This is a genomic window from Streptomyces cucumeris, from assembly GCF_024295805.1.
Classification (GTDB): domain Bacteria; phylum Actinomycetota; class Actinomycetes; order Streptomycetales; family Streptomycetaceae; genus Streptomyces; species Streptomyces cucumeris.
Map to the genome: position 1 here is coordinate 23,687 of NZ_JANCLX010000008.1, position 17,106 is coordinate 40,792.

Consider the following 17,106-nt stretch of genomic DNA (forward strand, 5'->3'; position numbering starts at 1 on the left):
GGGATACCCGGTCACTTCATCGTCGAGCCGAGCGGCGTGCTGTCCATCACCACCAGGAAGCTGGTGACGGGCAGCGAGCCGTCCTGCCGCCGGGAGCCGTAGGCGGTGGTGGGGTCGGTGGTGACGAAGGGCGGTGAAGGACGCGCGCCCGGCGTCCAGTTGTCGCCCTCGGAGACCGCGAACCGCCCCATGTCGGCCTTGTCCCGGCCGTTGGTGACCGACAGGTTGGACCGCAGCCGGGCGTGGGAGTCCTGGAGGTCGAAGCCGTCGCCCGCGTTGCCGAACGCGGTGCTGCGCTGGATGCGCAGATCGCCCGTGTTGCCGCCCGCGGTGAAGCCGCTCTTGCTGTTGCTCCAGGCGGCCGAGGTCCGTACGACATGGGCGGGCGAGGGGGCGGGGGTGCGGTCGGCGCCGAGCTGGAAACCGCTGCCGTCGCCGGTGAAGCCGGGGATCCGCCAGCGGTTCTCGCCGTTCCCGTATGCCCAGGAGTGCTCGATGGTGACGGGGCTGGACCACATCCACAGGTCCACGCCGTCATCGCTGTTGTGGAAGAGCCGGGAACCGGTGATCACATTGCCGGTGCCGGAGCCGTGGGTGATGGCTATGCCGTCGGCTCTCTGCCCGCCGGTGGCGTCGTCGTGGTTGTCGGAGGAGTCCAGGTTCCGGATGACGTTGTCGGTGGTGCCCGCGCCGCGCAGGGTCAGCCCGGTGTCGCCGTTGTCCCGGGTGGTGAGGTTCTCGAACACACCGCGGGAGCAGGAGGTGCACACCAGCCCGCCGCCGGGGGCGCCGCGCAGTTCGAGGCCGGAGAGGGTCCAGTAGTCGGCGCTGAGCGCGACCAGGGCGGATCCGGTGCGCAGCCGGGATCCGTCGAGCCGGACCTTCTCGCTCTCGTAGGGCCGCACTTCGACCCGCTCGCGCGCACTGCCGTCGACCGAGCTGCGCAGGGTCCGGGCCGGGTAGTAGGTGCCGCCGCGCACCTCGATGGTGGTGCCCGCCTCGGCGACCGAGAACGCCTTCTCCAGCGTCCGGAACGGTGCCGCGAGGGTGCCCGATTCGCGGTCGCTGCCACTGGGGGCGACATAGACGGTGCTGGGCACGGCCTGCGCGCCGTCCGGTGAGGCGGTGAGGTACACCCCCGCCACGGCCGATGCCACGATGACGGCGCTGCCCAACGGCAGCGTGCGGTCCTTGCGGCGGCGGTGGCGGCCCCGCTTGCGCCTCACCCTCATGGCAACTCCTGTTCGGCGTCGAGAGAACGGACCGGGGGATCAGGACCGGTCGTTCCGTGGCGTAGTTGCCGACAGTCCAGATTAGGCCGCCGCCGTCTTGAGGATTCTTAGATTACGAAAATGAGCCGCCCTGGCGATAGGGTCCGGCAACTCTTGATCATTTTGTGGCCGATCCTGTTCGTCGTCGTCCGGGCCCTTATCGTGCTTCCCCGGTCCGCTCATAGGTCTGGATCGAGACGGTCGCACCGGCCTTGACGTCGGTGAGCCGGAAGCGGCGTGGCGCGAAGTCACCGCCGAACAGCGGGATTCCGGCTCCGACGGCCACCGGGTTGATCTTCAGCACCAGTTCGTCGATCTCCTCCGCCAGGGTGCGGGCCAGGGCGGCGCCGCCGCACAGGTAGATGTCCAGCCCCTCCTCGCGCTTCAGTTCACGGATCGCCCCCACCGGATCGTCGGCGATGAGCGTGACCGCCGGGTCCGGACTCGCGCCCATGGTGGAGGAGACCACGTACTGCCGCAGCCGCGGGTACTGGTCGGTGAGTCCGACGCTCGCCCCGACCTCGTAGGTCGTCCGGCCCGAGACCACGGTGTCGAACTTGACGTTCGCCACCTCGGGGCCGATCCCGAACGCCTCCAGGGCGGGCGCCGGAAGGGTCTCGGGGAAGTGCTCACGGATCAGATCCGTGTAGTCGGTGCCCGGACGGAAGAAGTCGTACGACCCGTCGGGCGCGGCGATGAACCCGTCCAGGGTGACCGCCACGTAGTAGACCAGCTTGCGCAAACCATGCTCCTCGCTCGGAATGCCTCAACCACTCCGGTTGAAGTACTTGGACTGTAGTACTCTGCCTGTAGTGGTTGCAAGAGCTTTTTCCGGCGGGCACGGCAACGGCCCTTCAGGAGGGGAGAGAAGCGATGAGCAGGAACCCGGCCCGGCGCGCGGCACTGATCGACGCCGCCATCGAGGTACTGGCCCGGGAGGGCGCGCGGGGGCTGACCTACCGCGCAGTGGACACCGAGGCGGCCGTACCCCCGGGCACGACCAGCAACTACTTCACCAATCGCGACGATCTGCTGAACCAGGTCGCCCCACGGGTCCACGAACGGCTGACCCCGGACCCGGACGCGATGACCGAGACCATGAAGGCACCCCGGGACGCGGCCCTGGAGACCGAACTGCTGCGGGGCACCCTGGACCGGATCTCCCAGGACCGCAGCGGCTATCTGGCCCTGATGGAGCTGCGGTTGGAGGCCACCCGGCGGCCGGCGCTGCACGAAGCGCTGACGCGGACGATGAACGAGACCCTCGGGGCCAATATCCGCTTCCACCTGGACGCGGGACTCCCGGGCGACGAGATGACGGTGGTGCTGCTCTATCTGGCGATGACCGGCCTGGTCATCGAGGAGCTCACGCTGCCGGAGGCGCTGGCGCCGTTCACCCCGGACGCGGTGATCGAGGCGCTGGCCTCACGTGTGCTGCCCCAGGACCCGTAGGCCCTGGGGCTGGATGCGGCTGAGGATGCGCGGGGCTCAGGGCTTGTAGACCTTGCCCGGCTCCGCCACGGCAGGAGCCAGCAACTGGCCCACGGTCACCACCGTGTAGCCGCGCTTCTTCAGCTCCTTGAGGATGCCCGGCACCGCCGGGACCGTGCCCTTGTAGATGTCGTGCAGCAGGATGACGCCGTCGCGTTCGGTCTGCTCCAGGACCCGTTCCTTGATCAGGGCGGAGTCATTGGTCTGGTAGTCCTTCGCGGTGACGCTCCAGAGCACCTGCGCCACCCCCAGCTCCCGGCTGATCTTCGAGACCCGCTCATCGGTGCGGCCCTGCGGCGGACGCATCAGCAGCGGGGTGCGGCCGGTCAGCTTCTTCACGGCCTTCTGCACCCGGTTGATCTCCGAACGCACCTCATCGTCGTCGGAGTCGGTCAGGATCTTGTGCGACCAGGTGTGGTTGGCCAGTTCATGCCCCTCGTCGGCGATCCGCCGCACCAGGTCGGGGTGTTTCTCGATGTGGTTCTTGCCGAGCATGAAGAACGTCGCGTGCGCCTTGTTCTTCTTGAGGATCTCCAGCAGCCGCGGGGTGTTCTCACTGGGACCCGCGTCGAAGGTCAGGGCGACACACTTGACCTTGGAGCAGTCGATGTGCTCCGAACCGTTCGTCGCGTCGAGCGTCGTGTTCTTCGCGTCCGACTTCGCCTGCTGGTCCTCCGCCGCCTGCTCCCTGGCGCTGCGCGGCGCGGTGGTGTCGTAGGAGGCACCGCAGCCACTGAGGCCCAGCGCCAGGGTTATGGCCGTCACCAGCCCGGATATGCGGCCTATTCGCCTCATGAACGTCCCCGCTTGATGAAGTTGTGCGCCGTACGCACGCGCCAAAGTGGTCAGCACCCCGTCAACCGACGCCGAAAGGCGTGCCGTTGGCAGGACACCCCAGGCACTCTACACCGGGTGTATACATCGCATGTATAGGGATTCACCTGGGACGGAGCCGCATCGCTATCCGCCCGGCTCGACCAGTGAGACGACGTAGACCCGGCCGGGGTTGCTCGGCGGTCAAACCGTTGGACACCTGGCGCACGATGGCGAGACTGAAGGCGACCCGCTTACCGCACACACGGGAGGCCCAGCCCATGCCCGCTCCCCGCACCGTCCTCCTCACCGGCGCCGCCGGGGGGATGGGCACCTGGATGCGCGAACTGCTCCCGCAGTACGGCTATGAGCTGCGCCTGCTGGACCGCGCCCCCGTCGAGGGCGCACCGGACGCCATCACCGCCGACCTCGCGGACGAGGGCGCACTGCGCGAGGCGGTACGGGGCGTGGACGCGATCGTCCACCTCGCGGGCATTTCGGTGGAATCGACCTTCGAGAAGATTCTGCGCGCCAACGTCGAGGGCACGCACCGCGTGTACGAGGCGGCCCGGGAGGCGGGCGTCCGCCGGGTGGTCTTCGCCTCCAGCAACCACGCGGTCGGCTTCACCCCGCGCCCGGCCGCCGACGGCGATCCGGTGATCCCGGCCGGGACCCGGCACCGGCCCGACACCTTCTACGGGCTGTCCAAGGCGTTCGGCGAGGACCTGGGCTCGTACTACTGGGACAAGTACGGCATCGAGTCGGTCGCCATCCGCATCGGCTCCTGCGATCCGGAACCGCTCACGGTGCGCGCGCTGTCGACCTGGCTGAGCCCTGCCGATGCCGCCCGGCTGCTGCATGCCGCGCTCAGCGCGGAGAAGGTGGGCTTCCGGGTGGTCTACGGCAGCTCGGCCAACACCCGGCTGTGGTGGGATCTGTCATCCGCCTACGAGCTGGGGTACGAGCCCCAGGACGACGCGGAGGTGTACGCGGAGAGGCTGATCGCGGAGCAGGGCGAGCTGGTGCCGGGAGATCCCGCCACCGACCGCCTGGGTGGGGACTTCTGCACCAACCCGCCCTTGTGGGACCGCTTCTAGTCGTCGGCCGCGAACCCTACGAACGCGGCCCACGCGTCGGCCGTGAACGTGAGGACCGGGCCGGTGGTGTCCTTGGAGTCGCGGACGTGGATGTTGCCGGGGCAGGCGGCGACCTCAACGCACTCGCCGCCTTCAGCTCCGCTATAGCTGCTCTTGAACCACACCTGCTCACCTATGCCGTTGTTCATAGCTCTCCCAGCAGCTTCTCAATGAAGGTTGCTGACTCCCGTGGCGTGAGAGCCTGCGCCCGGATGATCCCATACCGTGCTGCCATGGCGTGGACTTCATCTCGGTCAGTCAGGAGCGTGCTCTGTCCCTGACATTCGACGTAAGCAAGTTGTTCACCGCCCTTGGGGGTCATAAGAGTCAGCGGCCCGTCCACTCCCGCGTTGTCCTCGCGGCTGAGAGGCATGACCTGGATCTCCACGTTGCGCTTCTCACCGATGAGGAGCAACTGCTCAAGTTGCCCGCGCAGCACCTGCCTGCCGCCGAACGGCTTGCGCAGAACGGACTCTTCGATGACAAAGCCCAGCAGCGGCGCGGGGCGCACGCTGAAGATCTCCTGCCGGGCCATTCGTGCAGCTACCCGCTGAGCAACGACCTCTTCATCCAGTAGCGGGCGGCGCATCCCGAATACGGCACGTGCGTACTCTTCCGTCTGCAACAGACCGGGGACCGCTTGGTGAGCATAGATCTGTACCTCAACCGCTTCGGCTTCCAGACGCGCCGCGTCGCGGAAGAACGCCGGATACCGCGCGAGCACGGCTTCCTCCTTCATGGCCTTCAGAAGGCCACCCGCCTCCAGTACCTCATCGGCCTTGTCGATCAACTCCGGCTTGGGGATGCGCCGTCCGCACTCGACCGACGCCACCTGTTCCGTGCTGTACCCCACGCGCGACGCCAGCTCCGCCTGGGTGAGTCCGGCACGTTCGCGTAAGAGCTTCAACTGCTTGCCGAAGCCCTTCAGGAACGCCGACCTTTCCGTCCCCGCCATCGTCAAGTCCCTCCCTCCGCACTTGGCGTGTCCGTACAGGGACTGTCCGTACACGCGCGCTTCCTGGTCAGGCTGGCACGGCACCGCAAGGCTCGTACCCATGACGACCGAAAAAGCCCCCACACGAGGTACGGGAAAGGGACATTCCCCTTCCGTACCCGGCGAGTTCGCCATGCGCTTCACCTCGACCGCGCGGGGAGCGCGGCTGGCGCGGCGGCTCGTCTCCCACCGGCTGGCCCAGTGGGGGTACCCGTACGACTCCTGCCCCAACGAGACCGCGACCCTGATCGCCAGTGAGCTGGCGGCCAACGCCGTACGCCATGGACGCGTCCCCGGGCGGGACTTCCATCTGCGGCTGACCGCGCCGCCGTACACGCGCGGGCCGATCCGGATCGAGGTGTCGGACACCCGCACCGAGAAGCTCCCCACCGTGCGTCCGGCGGACCTCGACGCCGAGACCGGGCGCGGGCTGTTCCTGGTGTCACAGCTCGCGGAGCGCTGGGCGGTGGGCCCGCGGACCGGCGGGGCGCCGGGGAAGACCGTCTGGGCGGAGGTCTCGACCCGTCCGCGCCTGGCGTCAGAGCCCGGCGCGCTCCAGGGCCGCAAGGGCCATCCGGCGCGAGACGGCGACGGGGTCGGCGAGGGCTGACAGCCCGTTGAGCACGGTGGCGCCCTCGTGGAGCAGCAGGAGCTCGTCCGCCAGGTCGTCCGCCTCGCTCGCGCCCGCCTCCTCGCACAGCTCCCGCAGATACCCCCGCAGCCAGTGCTTCTGGTCGGCGATCACGGCCCGCGCGGGGTGGTCCGCGTCCGGCAGTTCGGCGGCGGCGTTGACGAAGCCGCAGCCGCGCGGGTTCTCGCGGCGCATCCAGGCGGCGAGGGCGTCGAACGTGGCGAGGATGCGGTCCTGTGGGGGCGCGGCGTCGACCTGGGCGGTGAGCCAGGCGCGCCACCGCTCGTCGCGCTCCCGCAGATACGCGGAGATCAGCGCTTCCTTGGAGCCGAAGCGTTCGTAGAGCGTCTTCTTGGTGACTCCGGCGTGCTTGGCGATCAGGTCCACGCCGACGGCGTTGATCCCGTGGCCGTAGAAGAGCTCGGCGGCCGAGTCGAGGACCCGGCGGGCGGCGGGCGTGAGCGCTTCCATCAGTGATCGCCTCCCGGTGGGGATGGACGGGGTAAACCGATCTGTTTAGTCTAGTACGGAGAGGAGTAAACAGATCGGTATACCCGACCGGAAGCGAGGACAGCTCATGCCCGGCAGCGCGGCCACCTCCCTCGGCCTCGTCGTGATGTGGAGTTCCGGCTTCATCGGGGCGGAGCTCGGGACCCGGCAGACCACCGCGGACACCCTGCTGATGTGGCGGTTCATCGCGGCGGCCGGGCTGCTGGGCGCGGGCTGGCTGCTGCTGCGGCGGCGCGCGCTGCCGCCGCGGGCGGTGGCCGAGCAGGCGGTGATCGGCGCGCTCTCGCAGGGCGGCTACCTGGGCGGGATCGTCTGGGCGGTGGGGCTCGGGGTGCCGGGCGGGACGGCGGCGCTGATCGCCGCGTTGCAGCCGCTGGCGGCGGGGGCCCTGGCCGGGCGGCTGCTGGGCGAGCGGGTGGCGCCTCGGCAGTGGGCGGGGCTGGCGATCGGCCTGGCCGGGGTGGCGCTGGTGGTCCGGGACGACCTGGGCGCGGGTGCGGCGCCGGGTTGGGCGTACGGACTGCCGTTCGCGGCGATGGCGGCGCTGCTGGCGGCCAGCTTCCTGGAGCGGCGGGCGCGGGTGCCGCTGGCCCCGGTGGACGCCGTCCCGCTGCACTGCGTGATCAGTGCCGTGCTGTTCACGGCGGTGGCAGCGGTGGGCGGACACGCCGCGCCTCCGGCGGGCGGCGCGTTCTGGGCGGCGGTGGCCTGGACCGTACTGCTGTCCACCGTGGGCGGCTACGGCTTCTACTGGCTGAGCCTGCGGCGCAACGGGGTCACCCGGACCAGTGCGCTGATCTACCTCACCCCGCCGACCACGGCGGTGTGGGCGTACGCGATGTTCGGCGACGCGCCGGGCGCGCTCGCACTGGCCGGGATGGCGGTGTGCGTGGCGGGGGTCGCGGCGGCCGCGACCGGCGGACCTCGCGGACGGAGCGCGGCGGGAAGCGAGTGCGGGAGGGTCCCGAAAACGGCACAGGTCAAGGAACCGTAAAGCGAGGACGTTCGTTACCCCGGTCATGACCGCAATGACTCCCGGCTCGAATCTGCCGCTTCCCGTCGCACGCGTCGCGGTGGACGTCACCGCCCCGGTGCGGCTCGACGTATCGGGCCTGCTGCTCACCGCCAGTGGCAAGGTGCGCTCCGATGACGACTTCGTCTTCTACAACCAGCCGTCGGGCCCCGGTGTGACGCACCGCGCGGGCGCCGGGGGCGCGGGCGACACCATCACCGTCGACACCGCCGCCGTCCCCGCCGACATCGAGAAGATCGTGGTGACCGCGAGCCTGGACCAGCCCGGTGCGACCTTCTCGGGCACCGAGCCCACCGCCACGGTGCGCGGTGCCGATGACGGTGCCGTGATCGCCAGCTTCACCCCGCCCCAGCTCGGCGCCGAGACCGCGCTCGTGGTGGTCGAGGTCTACCGGCGCAACGGCGCGTGGAAGGTCCGCGCGGTGGGCCAGGGCTATGCGAACGGGCTGGCGGGGATCGCCACCGACTTCGGCGTCTCGGTCGAGGAGCCCGCCGCTCCCGCCGCCCCCGTCGCGCCCCCGATGCAGGCGCCGCCCGTACAGGCGCCCCCGGTGCAGGCGCCGCCGCCGGCCGGGCCGCCCGCCGGGTTCGGCGCCCCGCCGCCGCCGATGCCGAGCGCCGCGCCGCCCGCTCCCCCGGCCGCCGCGCCCGCTGCCGGGGCTGCCGGTGGCGGCAAGATCAACCTGGACAAGGGGCGGGTCAGCCTCCAGAAGAACCAGACCGTCTCGCTGGTCAAGGGCGGCCGTCCGCTGCTCACCTCGGTGAAGATGGGCCTCGGCTGGGAGCCCGCCTTCCGCAGCGCGGACATCGACCTGGACGCGTCCGTGATCGCCTACGGCGTGGACCGCAAGAAGATCGACGCCTGCTTCTTCGGCAAGCTGGGCATCCTCAACGGCGCGATCCAGCACTCCGGTGACAACCTCACCGGTGAGGGCGGCGGGGACGACGAGACGATCACCGTGCACCTGGGCGGGCTGCCGCCGGAGGTCACCGGGCTCGTCTTCACGGTCAACTCCTACTCCGGCCAGAAGTTCACCGACGTGGCGAAGGCGTACTGCCGTCTGGTCGACGCGCAGACCGGCGAGGAGCTGGTCCGCTTCGACATCACCCACGCCGAGCCGCGTACGGGCGTGATGATGGCCAAGCTGGTCAAGCAGTTCTCGGGTGAGTGGGAGATGACCGCGCTGGGTGAGTACGTGGACTCACGCACCGTGCGCGGCATGGTCAAGCCCGCCGGGAAGGCCCTCTGAGACGCGCTCCGAGGCCGTCGTCGGAGCGGGCGTCGCCGTCGCCAATCCGGCCAGCCGGGCCAGCCGCCGGTAGGAGTCGAGCAGCGCCTCGCGGTCATGGGTGCTGGTGGTGACCAGCACCTCGTCGGCGCCGCTGCGCTCGATCAACGCGTCGAGCGCGGCGGCGACCTCGTCCTCGGTGCCGTGGAGCTGACCGCTCAGGCCCCGTTCGTAGAAGCCGCGCTCCTTCCCGGTCATCGCCCCGTTCCGCGCCAGGGCCTCGATCGCCGCGGGCGGGGTAAGCGGCGGGAAGACGCCGTGGGTGCGGGAGTACGCCATCGCCCAGGCTTCGGGGAGCAGCAGTCGGCGCGCCTCCTCGGCCGTCTCCGCCACCGCGACATTGCCCGAGACGATCACATAGGGCTCGGCCGACCACACCGAGGGCCGGAAACCGGTGCGGTAGCGCTCGATCGCGCGCAGCATGGTGTCCTCACCGCGGAAGTCCCCGATCACCAGGGAGAGTCCGGCCGCCGCTGCCACCTCCGCCCCGGCGCCGGTGGCCAGCACGAACGCCGGAAGCGTCAGCCCCTCGGCGGGATGGGCGTGGACCTGGGGATGGGCGGTCTGGTCCCCGGTGAAGTAGCCGAGGAGTTCGGTGAGCCGGGCGCCGAAGTCATCGGCGTCGTCCTTGTCGGCGCCCAGAGCACGGCGTATGCCGTCGGTGAAGCCGACCGAGCGGCCGAGACCCATGTCGATCCGGCCCGGGAACAGCGACTCCAGCACGCCGAACTGCTCCGCGACGACGAGGGGGCGGTGGTTCGGCAGCATCACCCCGCCGGTGCCCACCCGGATCCGGCTGGTGGCCCCGGCCACGGCCGCCGCCAGCACGGTCGGCGCCGAACCGGCGACCCCGGGCACGCTGTGATGCTCCGAGACCCAGAAGCGGTGGTAGCCGAGGGCTTCGGCCTGCTGGGCGAAGCGCACGGTGTCGCGGAGCTCCTTCGCCCTCTCCTGGCCCTGGCGGGTGCGGGAGCGGTCGAGGACGGAGAACCGGGTGGTGCGCAGACGGTGGGTGCTCACATACTCGTCAACACGCGCGGGGCCGGAGGATTCCCGGCCCCGCGCGCGCGGGCGGGCGCCCGGGCGGGCGCTCGGGAGGGTCAGCGCTGACGGCGCCAGGGGCCGGTGATCGCGAGCATGATGCCCGGGTCCTGGATGTTGGCGTAGAGGGTGTGGCCGTCCGGCGAGAAGACGACACCGGTGAACTCGCTGTACTCCGGCTTCTCCGCGGTGCCGGTGTTCAGCTCGTTGCGGGCGATGGGATAGGTCCGGCCGTCGTCGGTGGCGCCGAAGAGGTGCTGGACGCCCGCGCCGTCCTCGGCGATGACAAGACCGCCGTACGGGGAGACGGTGATGTTGTCCGGGCCGTCGAAGGCGCCGTCCGCACCGGGGTCGGGGTTGACGCCCAGCAGCACCTTGAGGGTGAGGGTGCGGCGCCTGGGGTCGTAGAACCAGACCTGGCCGTCGTGCTGGACCGGGCTCTCCTCACGGGCGAAGGAGGAGACGATGTACGCGCCGCCGTCGGCCCACCACATGCCCTCCAGCTTGCGGGCACGGGTGACCCGGCCGTCGGCGAACTGCTTGCGGACCGGTGTCGAAAGGGCGTCCCGGTCCGGGACGTCCACCCAGTCCACGCCGTAGACGGTGCCGGTCCTCGTGGCACGGGACAGGTCGTCCACGAACCGGCCGCCGGAGTCGTAGGCGACGGGGGCCTTCAGCACGCCCGCGTCGTCGGCGAGGGTGCCGAGCGCGCCGCGCCCGTGGCGGAATCCGTGCGGCGGGACCCAGCGGTAGAGGAGGCCGTTGGGGCCGGAGGCGTCCTCGGTGAGGTAGAGGTCACCGCGCCGGGGATCGACGACCACGGCCTCATGGGCGTACCGGCCCAGGGCCTTGATCGGCTGGGGGTCGCGGTTGGCGCGGCGGTCATGCGGATCGACCTCGAAGACATAGCCGTGGTCCTTGGTCATCCCGTTCTGACCGGCCTTGTCCTCGGTCTCCTCACAGGTCAGCCAGGTGCCCCAGGGGGTGCGTCCGCCCGCGCAGTTGGTGGAGGTGCCCGCGATGCCGACCCACTCGGTCACATGGTCCCCGTGCTTGGACACCTCGACGACGGTGCAGCCGCCGGACGCCGCCGGGTCGTAGACCAGCCCCTCGGTGAGCGGCACGGGGTGCGGCCAGTCCGAACGGGGGCCCTTCAGCTCGTGGTTGTTCACCAGCAGGGTCGCCCCGCGGGTGCCTTCGAAGGTGGCGGTGCCGTCGTGGTTCGAGGGCGTGGACTCACCGGTTTCGAGCGTCGTCTCGCCGGTGCGGGTGATGACGCGGTAGCGGAACCCCTCGGGGAGGGCGAGGATCCCCTCCGGGTCGGACACCAGCGGCCCATATCCGAGCACCGCCTTCGTGGCGTCGGCGTCGGCGGCGGCGTCGGTGTTGACGTTCTCGGCGGCGAGGGCCCCGGGCGCGGTGGCGAGCACCCCGGCACTCCCGACGAGGGCCACCCCGGCCCCGGTGTAGGCGGAACGCATCGCGAAGTCTCTTCGGCTGAGCGGCATCTTCATCTCCTGGCGGCAGACGGCTCCTCCAACTGCCCGCCACGATCGCGCCACCGCCCGAACACGAGCTGAACACCACACGACAACCCCGCTCCCGGTTCCGGCCGGGGCGGGGTCGTCGTCGTGTGCTGCTGGTTCGCCGTGGTCGGGCGCTATCCGGGCGCTATCCGGGCGTTATGCCCGGGAACGGGCCTTGAACGCGGCCTTGCGGGCCTCCTTCGCGGCCTTCCTGTCCGGGTGGAGGCGGCCCATCGCCTCCAGCACGTCCGCGGTGGCCGGGTGGTCCACCCGCCAGGCCGTGTCGAAGAAGCTCCCCGACTGGTCGACCAGCCCGCGCACCAGCTCCCGCAGCTCGTCCGAGTCGTCCTCGGTCGCGAGCTGCGCGGCCAGCGTGTCCACCGTCAGCCAGAACACCATCTGCTCAGACGGCTCCGGCACTCCCGACGCGCCGTGCTCGGCCAGCCAGACCCGGGCCAGCCCGCCGAGGTGGCGGTCGTCCAGCACCTCGCGCAGCGCGGGCTCGGCGTCCGCGCCGACCAGTGACAGCGTCTGCTGGCAGGTGAGGCGGCGCAGCGGCGCGGACTCGTCGTCGCCGCGCGCTGCGGCCAGCAGTTCGCGGGCGGCCTCCTCCGGCGTACGGCGGGCGAGCCACTGCTCGGCCTCCGCCTGCGCGGCGGGCTCGGGGTGGCCGGGCAGGGCGTCCAGCAGCACGTCCGCGCCCTTGTCGGCGAGATCGCCGACGGCCGGGGCGTCGATGCCCGCCTCGACCATCCGGGACCGCATGCCGTAGACGCCGAGCGGGGTGAGACGCACCATGCCGTAGCGGGAGACGTCCTCCTCCTCGTCCTCGGCGAGCGCGGCGTCCGAGCTGTGGATGCGGCCCTCGCCGTCGACCTCCTCGATCAGCGCCTCGTCCACCGGCTGGTAGTCGATCAGCCCCATCGGCGCGAGCAGCCGGAACTGGTCGTCCAGCCGCATCATCGCCTCCGAGACCTCTTCGAGGATGTCGTCGGTGGGCTCGTCCATGTCGTCGGGGACGATCATGGAGGCGACCAGCGCGGGGAGCGGGACGGAGCCGGCGTCCTCGCCGAGGGCGGTGAGCATGTAGAGGTTGCCGAGGATCCCGTCGAGGAACTCGGCCTCCTCCTCGGGGTTCCAGTCGATCGAGTCCAGGTCGAGTTCGCCGCCCTCGGTGATCTGGTCGACGATGTCTGCGAGGTCGGGCGCGGCGGCGTCGGCGAGGACGGTCTCGAAGCCGTCGAGCCAGATGTCGAGGATGTCCCGCGGGCTGCCCTGGGTGATCAGACGCAGCTCCTCGCCGCTGACGGCGGTGGCGTCGACGGCCTCGGCGCCGTCGGCGGCCTCCTCCTCTGCGTCTTCGCTCTCCTCGATCTCCACGAGCCCGGTGTCGACGGCGAGCTGCCACGCCTGGGCGGTGTACTCGGGGCCGTTCTCATCGGCGGTGAGGTCGAGCAGCTCGACTGCGGCGCGCAGATCGTCCCCCGGCAGGACACCGCCCGAACCGACCGGCTTCCCCGGCTCGACCCAGCGGGCGAGCCGCACCGCGCGGGCGAGGAGCGGCGCGGCCAGCGCGTCCCGCGCGAGTTCCGCGTCGGTGCGCAGCCGCACGGGCGGCATGGTGGGGCGGTCTCCGGACATGGGCGGAGTCATCTCCTCGGGGTGCGGATGTCGCGGGCACGGTGTGGACACGCGGCCGACCCCAGCGTAGACGGAACGTGCGACCAGTTTCGTCCCGATGTGGCCCCGCGCCCCGGCAACCGGATGATTCAGCCACCCCGTCCCCTCCAGCCGACCCCACCCACCGAGCGCGACCACCCACCCGGCGACGCCGAGTGCGAGCCTCCACCGGCGCGACCGGGTCGCAGCTACGGGGCGCGACCGCCCGCCCCCGGCGCCGGAACGGCCAGCGGCCCCGGGGTCCAGGCCCGGCCCGGCCCGCCGACCGGGGGCACCCCACCGTCCACGCCCACACCGAGCCGGTGCCCGCCATCCGCCGCGCCGGAACCACCGGGTCCATCGACGGGGCTGACCGCGCCGCACCCACCCCGGCAGCGTCGAAACGGCGCGCGGCGCCTGACATCGGGGACCAGGCCCCGCCCGGCGCGACCGGGCCGGGCCGCCGCTCCGGGGCGCGGCGCACCCAGAATGGGCCGCGCCCGCACCGGCCAGGCCCCCCAACCGCCGTACCGGCCACGGCCCGGGCAGCGGTCGGCAGGTCGCTCGACGGTCCGTGGCGGCGGCGCGCCCCGGGCTCCGCGGCTGACGGCCGTACGCCAAGGGGCATGCCGCGCCCGGCCTGCGCCCTGCCAGACCTGATCCCGGCGGCACCGGAAGCAGCGCGGCGCACGACGCCTGGCGGCGGGGACCGGCCCCCGCCCGGAACCGGCCGCACCCGCACCGTGCCAGATCCCCGACCACCGCACCGGCCACGGCTCGGGCAGCGGATCGGCAGGCCGCTCGACGGTCCATGACACGGCTTGGCCCGGACTCCGCAGCGGACGGCTGTCCGTCGGGGAAGGCCGCGCCTCGCCGGACCTGACCCGCGCCGCACCGGAAGCGGCGCGGCCGGGCCGCCGCTCCGGGGCGCGGCCGGCCCGGAGCCGTGGAAGCCGCCCGACCGGCGCAGCCGGAGGCGCGCGGCCGGGCGGTGGGTTGTCGGAATCCACATCCCCACCCCCGCATTCGGTGGGTTCATCCACACGCCCCGCCCCGTATGCCCGACGTCCCTTGACAACTGCCCTGCCCAGGACTGACATTGACGCGCGTAGAGGCCCATTTTCCCTCTGTTCACTCCTTTCCGGAGGCCATCACCATGTCCCCACGCGCCCTGCGCGCACCTCTGACCGTCACCGCCGTCGTCGCCTCCGCGCTCGCGGCCGGGTTGCTCGTCGTGCCGTCCTCGGCTTCCGCCGCCGAGGTCCGGATCCATGACATCCAGGGCAGCACCCGGATATCCCCGCTGGCCGGGCAGAAGGTGACCGACGTTCCCGGCACGGTCACGGCGATACGTTCCTTCGGCTCCGCGCGCGGGTTCTGGATGCAGGACGCCAGCCCGGACAAGGACCGGGCCACCAGTGAGGCGATCTTCGTGTTCACCGGGTCGACGACGCCCACCGTGGCCGTCGGCGACGCGGTCACGGCGTCCGGCACGGTGAGCGAGTACTACCCGGGCGGGGCCGACGCCGGGCTGCAGTCGATGACGGAGCTCACCAAGGCGACCTGGACGGTCACCTCCTCCGGCAACGAGCTGCCTGCCACGTTCCGTCTCAACGACTCCACCGTCCCCGGCCGGTACGCCCCCGAGGCTGCGGACGGCGCGGGCACCGAGGGCGGTGCGACCGGGTCCATCGAGGGGCTGACGCTGCGCCCGCGCTCCTACGCGCTGGACCTGTACGAATCCCTGGAGGGCATGCGGGTCGCGGTCAAGAACGCGCCCGTCGTCGGGGCGACCAGCAGCTACAAGGACCTGTGGGTCACCGCCGAGCCGCGCCGCCACCGCACCGCGCGCGGCGGGGCGCTCTACGACTCCTACCGCGACCCGAACGCCGGGCGGCTGAAGGTGGCGTCCCTCCTCCCCTACGCCCAGCACCCCTTCCCCGTGGCGGACGTCGGCGACGAGCTGACCGGCGCCACCGAGGGCCCGCTCGACTACGACAACTTCGGCGGCTACACCATCGCGGCCACCGCCCTCGGCGAACTCGCCGACCACGGGCCGGAGCGCGAGCGGACCCGGCCGCAGAAGTCGGACGAACTCTCCATCGCCACCTACAACGTGGAGAACCTCTCCCCCAAGACCGCACAGGCGAAGTTCGACCGCCTCGCCTCCGCCCTGGTCGGCAATCTCGCCTCGCCGGACATCGTGGCCCTGGAGGAGGTCCAGGACGACAACGGCCCCACCAACGACTCCGTCGTCGGCGCCGAGGCCACCCTCAAGAAGCTCACCGACGCGATCGCGGCGGCCGGTGGCCCCTCGTACGAGTGGCGGCAGATCAACCCCGTTGACGACCAGGACGGCGGCCAGCCCGGCGGCAACATCCGGGTGGCGTTCCTCTACAACCCGAAGCGGGTCTCGTTCACCGACATCCCCGGCGGGGACGCCACCACCCCGGTCCAGGTGGTGAAGAAGGACGGCAAGGCGTCGCTGTCGGCCTCGCCGGGCCGGATCGCCCCGGCCGACGAGGTCTGGAAGGCCAGCCGCAAGCCGCTGGTCGGGCAGTTCTCCTTCCGTGACCGCCCGGTCTACGTGGTCGCCAACCACTTCAACTCCAAGGGCGGCGACCAGGGCCTGGACAGCCGCTTCCAGCCCCCGGCCCGCTCCTCGGAGACCCAGCGCACCGGCCAGGCGAAGGCGGTGAACGGTTTCGTCAAGGAGCTGACGGCCGCCGACCCGAAGGCCGCCGTGGTGGTCGCGGGCGACCTGAACGACTACCAGTTCTCACCCGCGCTGACCGCGCTCACCAAGGGCGGGGTCCTCACCGACCTGGTGAAGCGACTGCCGCGCGCCGAGCGCTACGGCTACGTCTACAACGGCAACTCGCAGGTGCTGGACCACATCCTCACCAGCCGCGCGCTGCGCCGCCCGGACTACGACATCGTGCACATCAACTCCGAGTTCGCGGACCAGTCCAGCGACCACGACCCCCAGGTCGTCCGCGTCCGCCCCTAGGGATCCGTAGGGATCCCACGGAGCACGGCTGACTAGAGTGCTCCGGAGTCCGGCGACGCGCCGGACTCCGGAGCACTCGTGTGTCACAGGGGGCCAGCCAGATGTCACCGTCGTCAGCCACGCGCCACCGGGCCGTCTGGGCCGTTCCGCTGGGTCTGACGGGGCTGGTGCTGGTCCTGCTGCTGGCCGTCGGCGGGTGGTTCCTCCTCGGGCCGGACAGCGACACGCGCACCTCGGCGGCCGACCGGGCCGAGCAACTGGCCCGTTTCGCGCCCGAACAGAATCCGCACGCGGGCCGCTTCTACGTACCCGTCGAGGGACGGAGCGCCGGGCACACCGCCTGTCTGCGGTACCGGATCAACGGCGGACAGGACAGCAGCGTCAAGGACTTCCGGCGGACCTACGGGATCGAGGGCCCGGGCCGCGTCGGGGCCGCCATTCCGCGCGCGGTGGCGGACGGCCTCACCAGCCATGTCCCCGCGCACGCGGACCTGGCCTTCACCGATATCGACGAGGGCGTACGGCGGGACGTGTATGTGGTCTACAACGGCAAGGGCGAGGGCAGCGCCACCGAGTCGGGTGCGCGGGTGTACGTCCACGCCGAGAAGCCGTAGGCGAAGCCGAAGTCGGCCACTCTGCAGCGACGCTGCACGGTGGGATGTAGAACCCTGAAGTGGACCTGTAGATCAACGGGCTTGAAAAT

General features: G+C 71.4%; 16 protein-coding genes. 7 read left to right on the forward strand and 9 right to left on the reverse strand.

Features of this window, described 5'->3' with window-relative positions; translation table 11 throughout:
• Positions 1-11 precede the first annotated feature (11 nt).
• On the reverse strand, positions 12-1,232 hold the full coding sequence (locus NMK44_RS14250; RefSeq protein ID WP_254742706.1) for a right-handed parallel beta-helix repeat-containing protein: 1,221 nt from the start codon (positions 1,230-1,232) through the stop codon (positions 12-14).
• 196 nt (positions 1,233-1,428) lie between these two features.
• Complete coding sequence (locus NMK44_RS14255; RefSeq protein ID WP_254742709.1) at positions 1,429-2,013, reverse strand: dihydrofolate reductase family protein; 585 nt, start codon at positions 2,011-2,013, stop codon at positions 1,429-1,431.
• A 131-nt stretch (positions 2,014-2,144) separates the two neighbouring features.
• Between NMK44_RS14255 and NMK44_RS14260 the strand changes: the two genes are divergently transcribed.
• Positions 2,145-2,723, forward strand: coding sequence for a TetR/AcrR family transcriptional regulator (locus NMK44_RS14260; RefSeq protein ID WP_254742712.1), 579 nt, complete (start codon positions 2,145-2,147; stop codon positions 2,721-2,723).
• A gap of 36 nt (positions 2,724-2,759) precedes the next feature.
• Here the strand turns inward: NMK44_RS14260 and NMK44_RS14265 are convergent, their stop codons facing one another.
• Positions 2,760-3,557, reverse strand: coding sequence for a polysaccharide deacetylase family protein (locus NMK44_RS14265; RefSeq protein WP_254742715.1), 798 nt, complete (start codon positions 3,555-3,557; stop codon positions 2,760-2,762).
• Between the two features lie 299 nt (positions 3,558-3,856).
• Between NMK44_RS14265 and NMK44_RS14270 the strand changes: the two genes are divergently transcribed.
• The gene (locus NMK44_RS14270; protein WP_254742718.1) at positions 3,857-4,672 is read left to right on the forward strand and encodes an NAD-dependent epimerase/dehydratase family protein; all 816 of its coding nucleotides are present in this window, start codon (positions 3,857-3,859) and stop codon (positions 4,670-4,672) included.
• Here the strand turns inward: NMK44_RS14270 and NMK44_RS14275 are convergent.
• On the reverse strand, positions 4,669-4,860 hold the full coding sequence (locus NMK44_RS14275) for a DUF397 domain-containing protein (protein WP_254742721.1): 192 nt from the start codon (positions 4,858-4,860) through the stop codon (positions 4,669-4,671). The two genes, NMK44_RS14270 and NMK44_RS14275, sit on opposite strands and share 4 nt — an antisense overlap.
• The gene (locus tag NMK44_RS14280) at positions 4,857-5,666 is read right to left on the reverse strand and encodes a helix-turn-helix domain-containing protein (protein ID WP_254742724.1); all 810 of its coding nucleotides are present in this window, start codon (positions 5,664-5,666) and stop codon (positions 4,857-4,859) included. Before NMK44_RS14280 ends, NMK44_RS14275 begins: the two co-directional genes overlap by 4 nt.
• A 172-nt stretch (positions 5,667-5,838) precedes the next feature.
• On the opposite strand from NMK44_RS14280, the gene NMK44_RS14285 reads away from it, so the two are divergent.
• Positions 5,839-6,315, forward strand: coding sequence for an ATP-binding protein (locus NMK44_RS14285; protein WP_302888202.1), 477 nt, complete (start codon positions 5,839-5,841; stop codon positions 6,313-6,315).
• Here NMK44_RS14285 and NMK44_RS14290 read toward each other — a convergent pair.
• On the reverse strand, positions 6,244-6,807 hold the full coding sequence (locus NMK44_RS14290; protein WP_254742729.1) for a TetR/AcrR family transcriptional regulator: 564 nt from the start codon (positions 6,805-6,807) through the stop codon (positions 6,244-6,246). The two genes, NMK44_RS14285 and NMK44_RS14290, sit on opposite strands and share 72 nt — an antisense overlap.
• Positions 6,808-6,913: 106 nt before the next feature.
• On the opposite strand from NMK44_RS14290, the gene NMK44_RS14295 reads away from it, so the two are divergent.
• The gene (locus tag NMK44_RS14295; protein WP_254742732.1) at positions 6,914-7,840 is read left to right on the forward strand and encodes a DMT family transporter; all 927 of its coding nucleotides are present in this window, start codon (positions 6,914-6,916) and stop codon (positions 7,838-7,840) included.
• 34 nt (positions 7,841-7,874) lie between these two features.
• A complete protein-coding gene (locus tag NMK44_RS14300; protein ID WP_254743363.1) occupies positions 7,875-9,128 on the forward strand; it encodes a TerD family protein in 1,254 nt (417 codons plus the stop codon).
• Here NMK44_RS14300 and NMK44_RS14305 read toward each other — a convergent pair.
• The 3 genes from NMK44_RS14305 to NMK44_RS14315 all read right to left on the reverse strand — a co-directional run bounded on the left by NMK44_RS14305 (position 9,081) and on the right by NMK44_RS14315 (position 13,375).
• Positions 9,081-10,187, reverse strand: a complete 1,107-nt coding sequence (locus NMK44_RS14305) for an LLM class flavin-dependent oxidoreductase (protein WP_254742735.1) — start codon at positions 10,185-10,187, stop codon at positions 9,081-9,083. The genes NMK44_RS14300 and NMK44_RS14305 overlap by 48 nt on opposite strands.
• A gap of 80 nt (positions 10,188-10,267) precedes the next feature.
• Entirely contained in the window at positions 10,268-11,716 is a 1,449-nt protein-coding gene (locus NMK44_RS14310; protein WP_254742737.1) for an alkaline phosphatase PhoX, read from the reverse strand.
• Between the two features lie 174 nt (positions 11,717-11,890).
• On the reverse strand, positions 11,891-13,375 hold the full coding sequence (locus tag NMK44_RS14315; protein ID WP_254742740.1) for a hypothetical protein: 1,485 nt from the start codon (positions 13,373-13,375) through the stop codon (positions 11,891-11,893).
• A 1,174-nt stretch (positions 13,376-14,549) separates the two neighbouring features.
• On the opposite strand from NMK44_RS14315, the gene NMK44_RS14320 reads away from it, so the two are divergent.
• On the forward strand, positions 14,550-16,403 hold the full coding sequence (locus NMK44_RS14320; protein WP_254742743.1) for a DUF8508 domain-containing protein: 1,854 nt from the start codon (positions 14,550-14,552) through the stop codon (positions 16,401-16,403).
• Positions 16,404-16,504: 101 nt separating this feature from the next.
• Entirely contained in the window at positions 16,505-17,017 is a 513-nt protein-coding gene (locus tag NMK44_RS14325; RefSeq protein WP_254742746.1) for a hypothetical protein, read from the forward strand.
• The last annotated feature ends 89 nt before the right edge of the window (positions 17,018-17,106 follow it).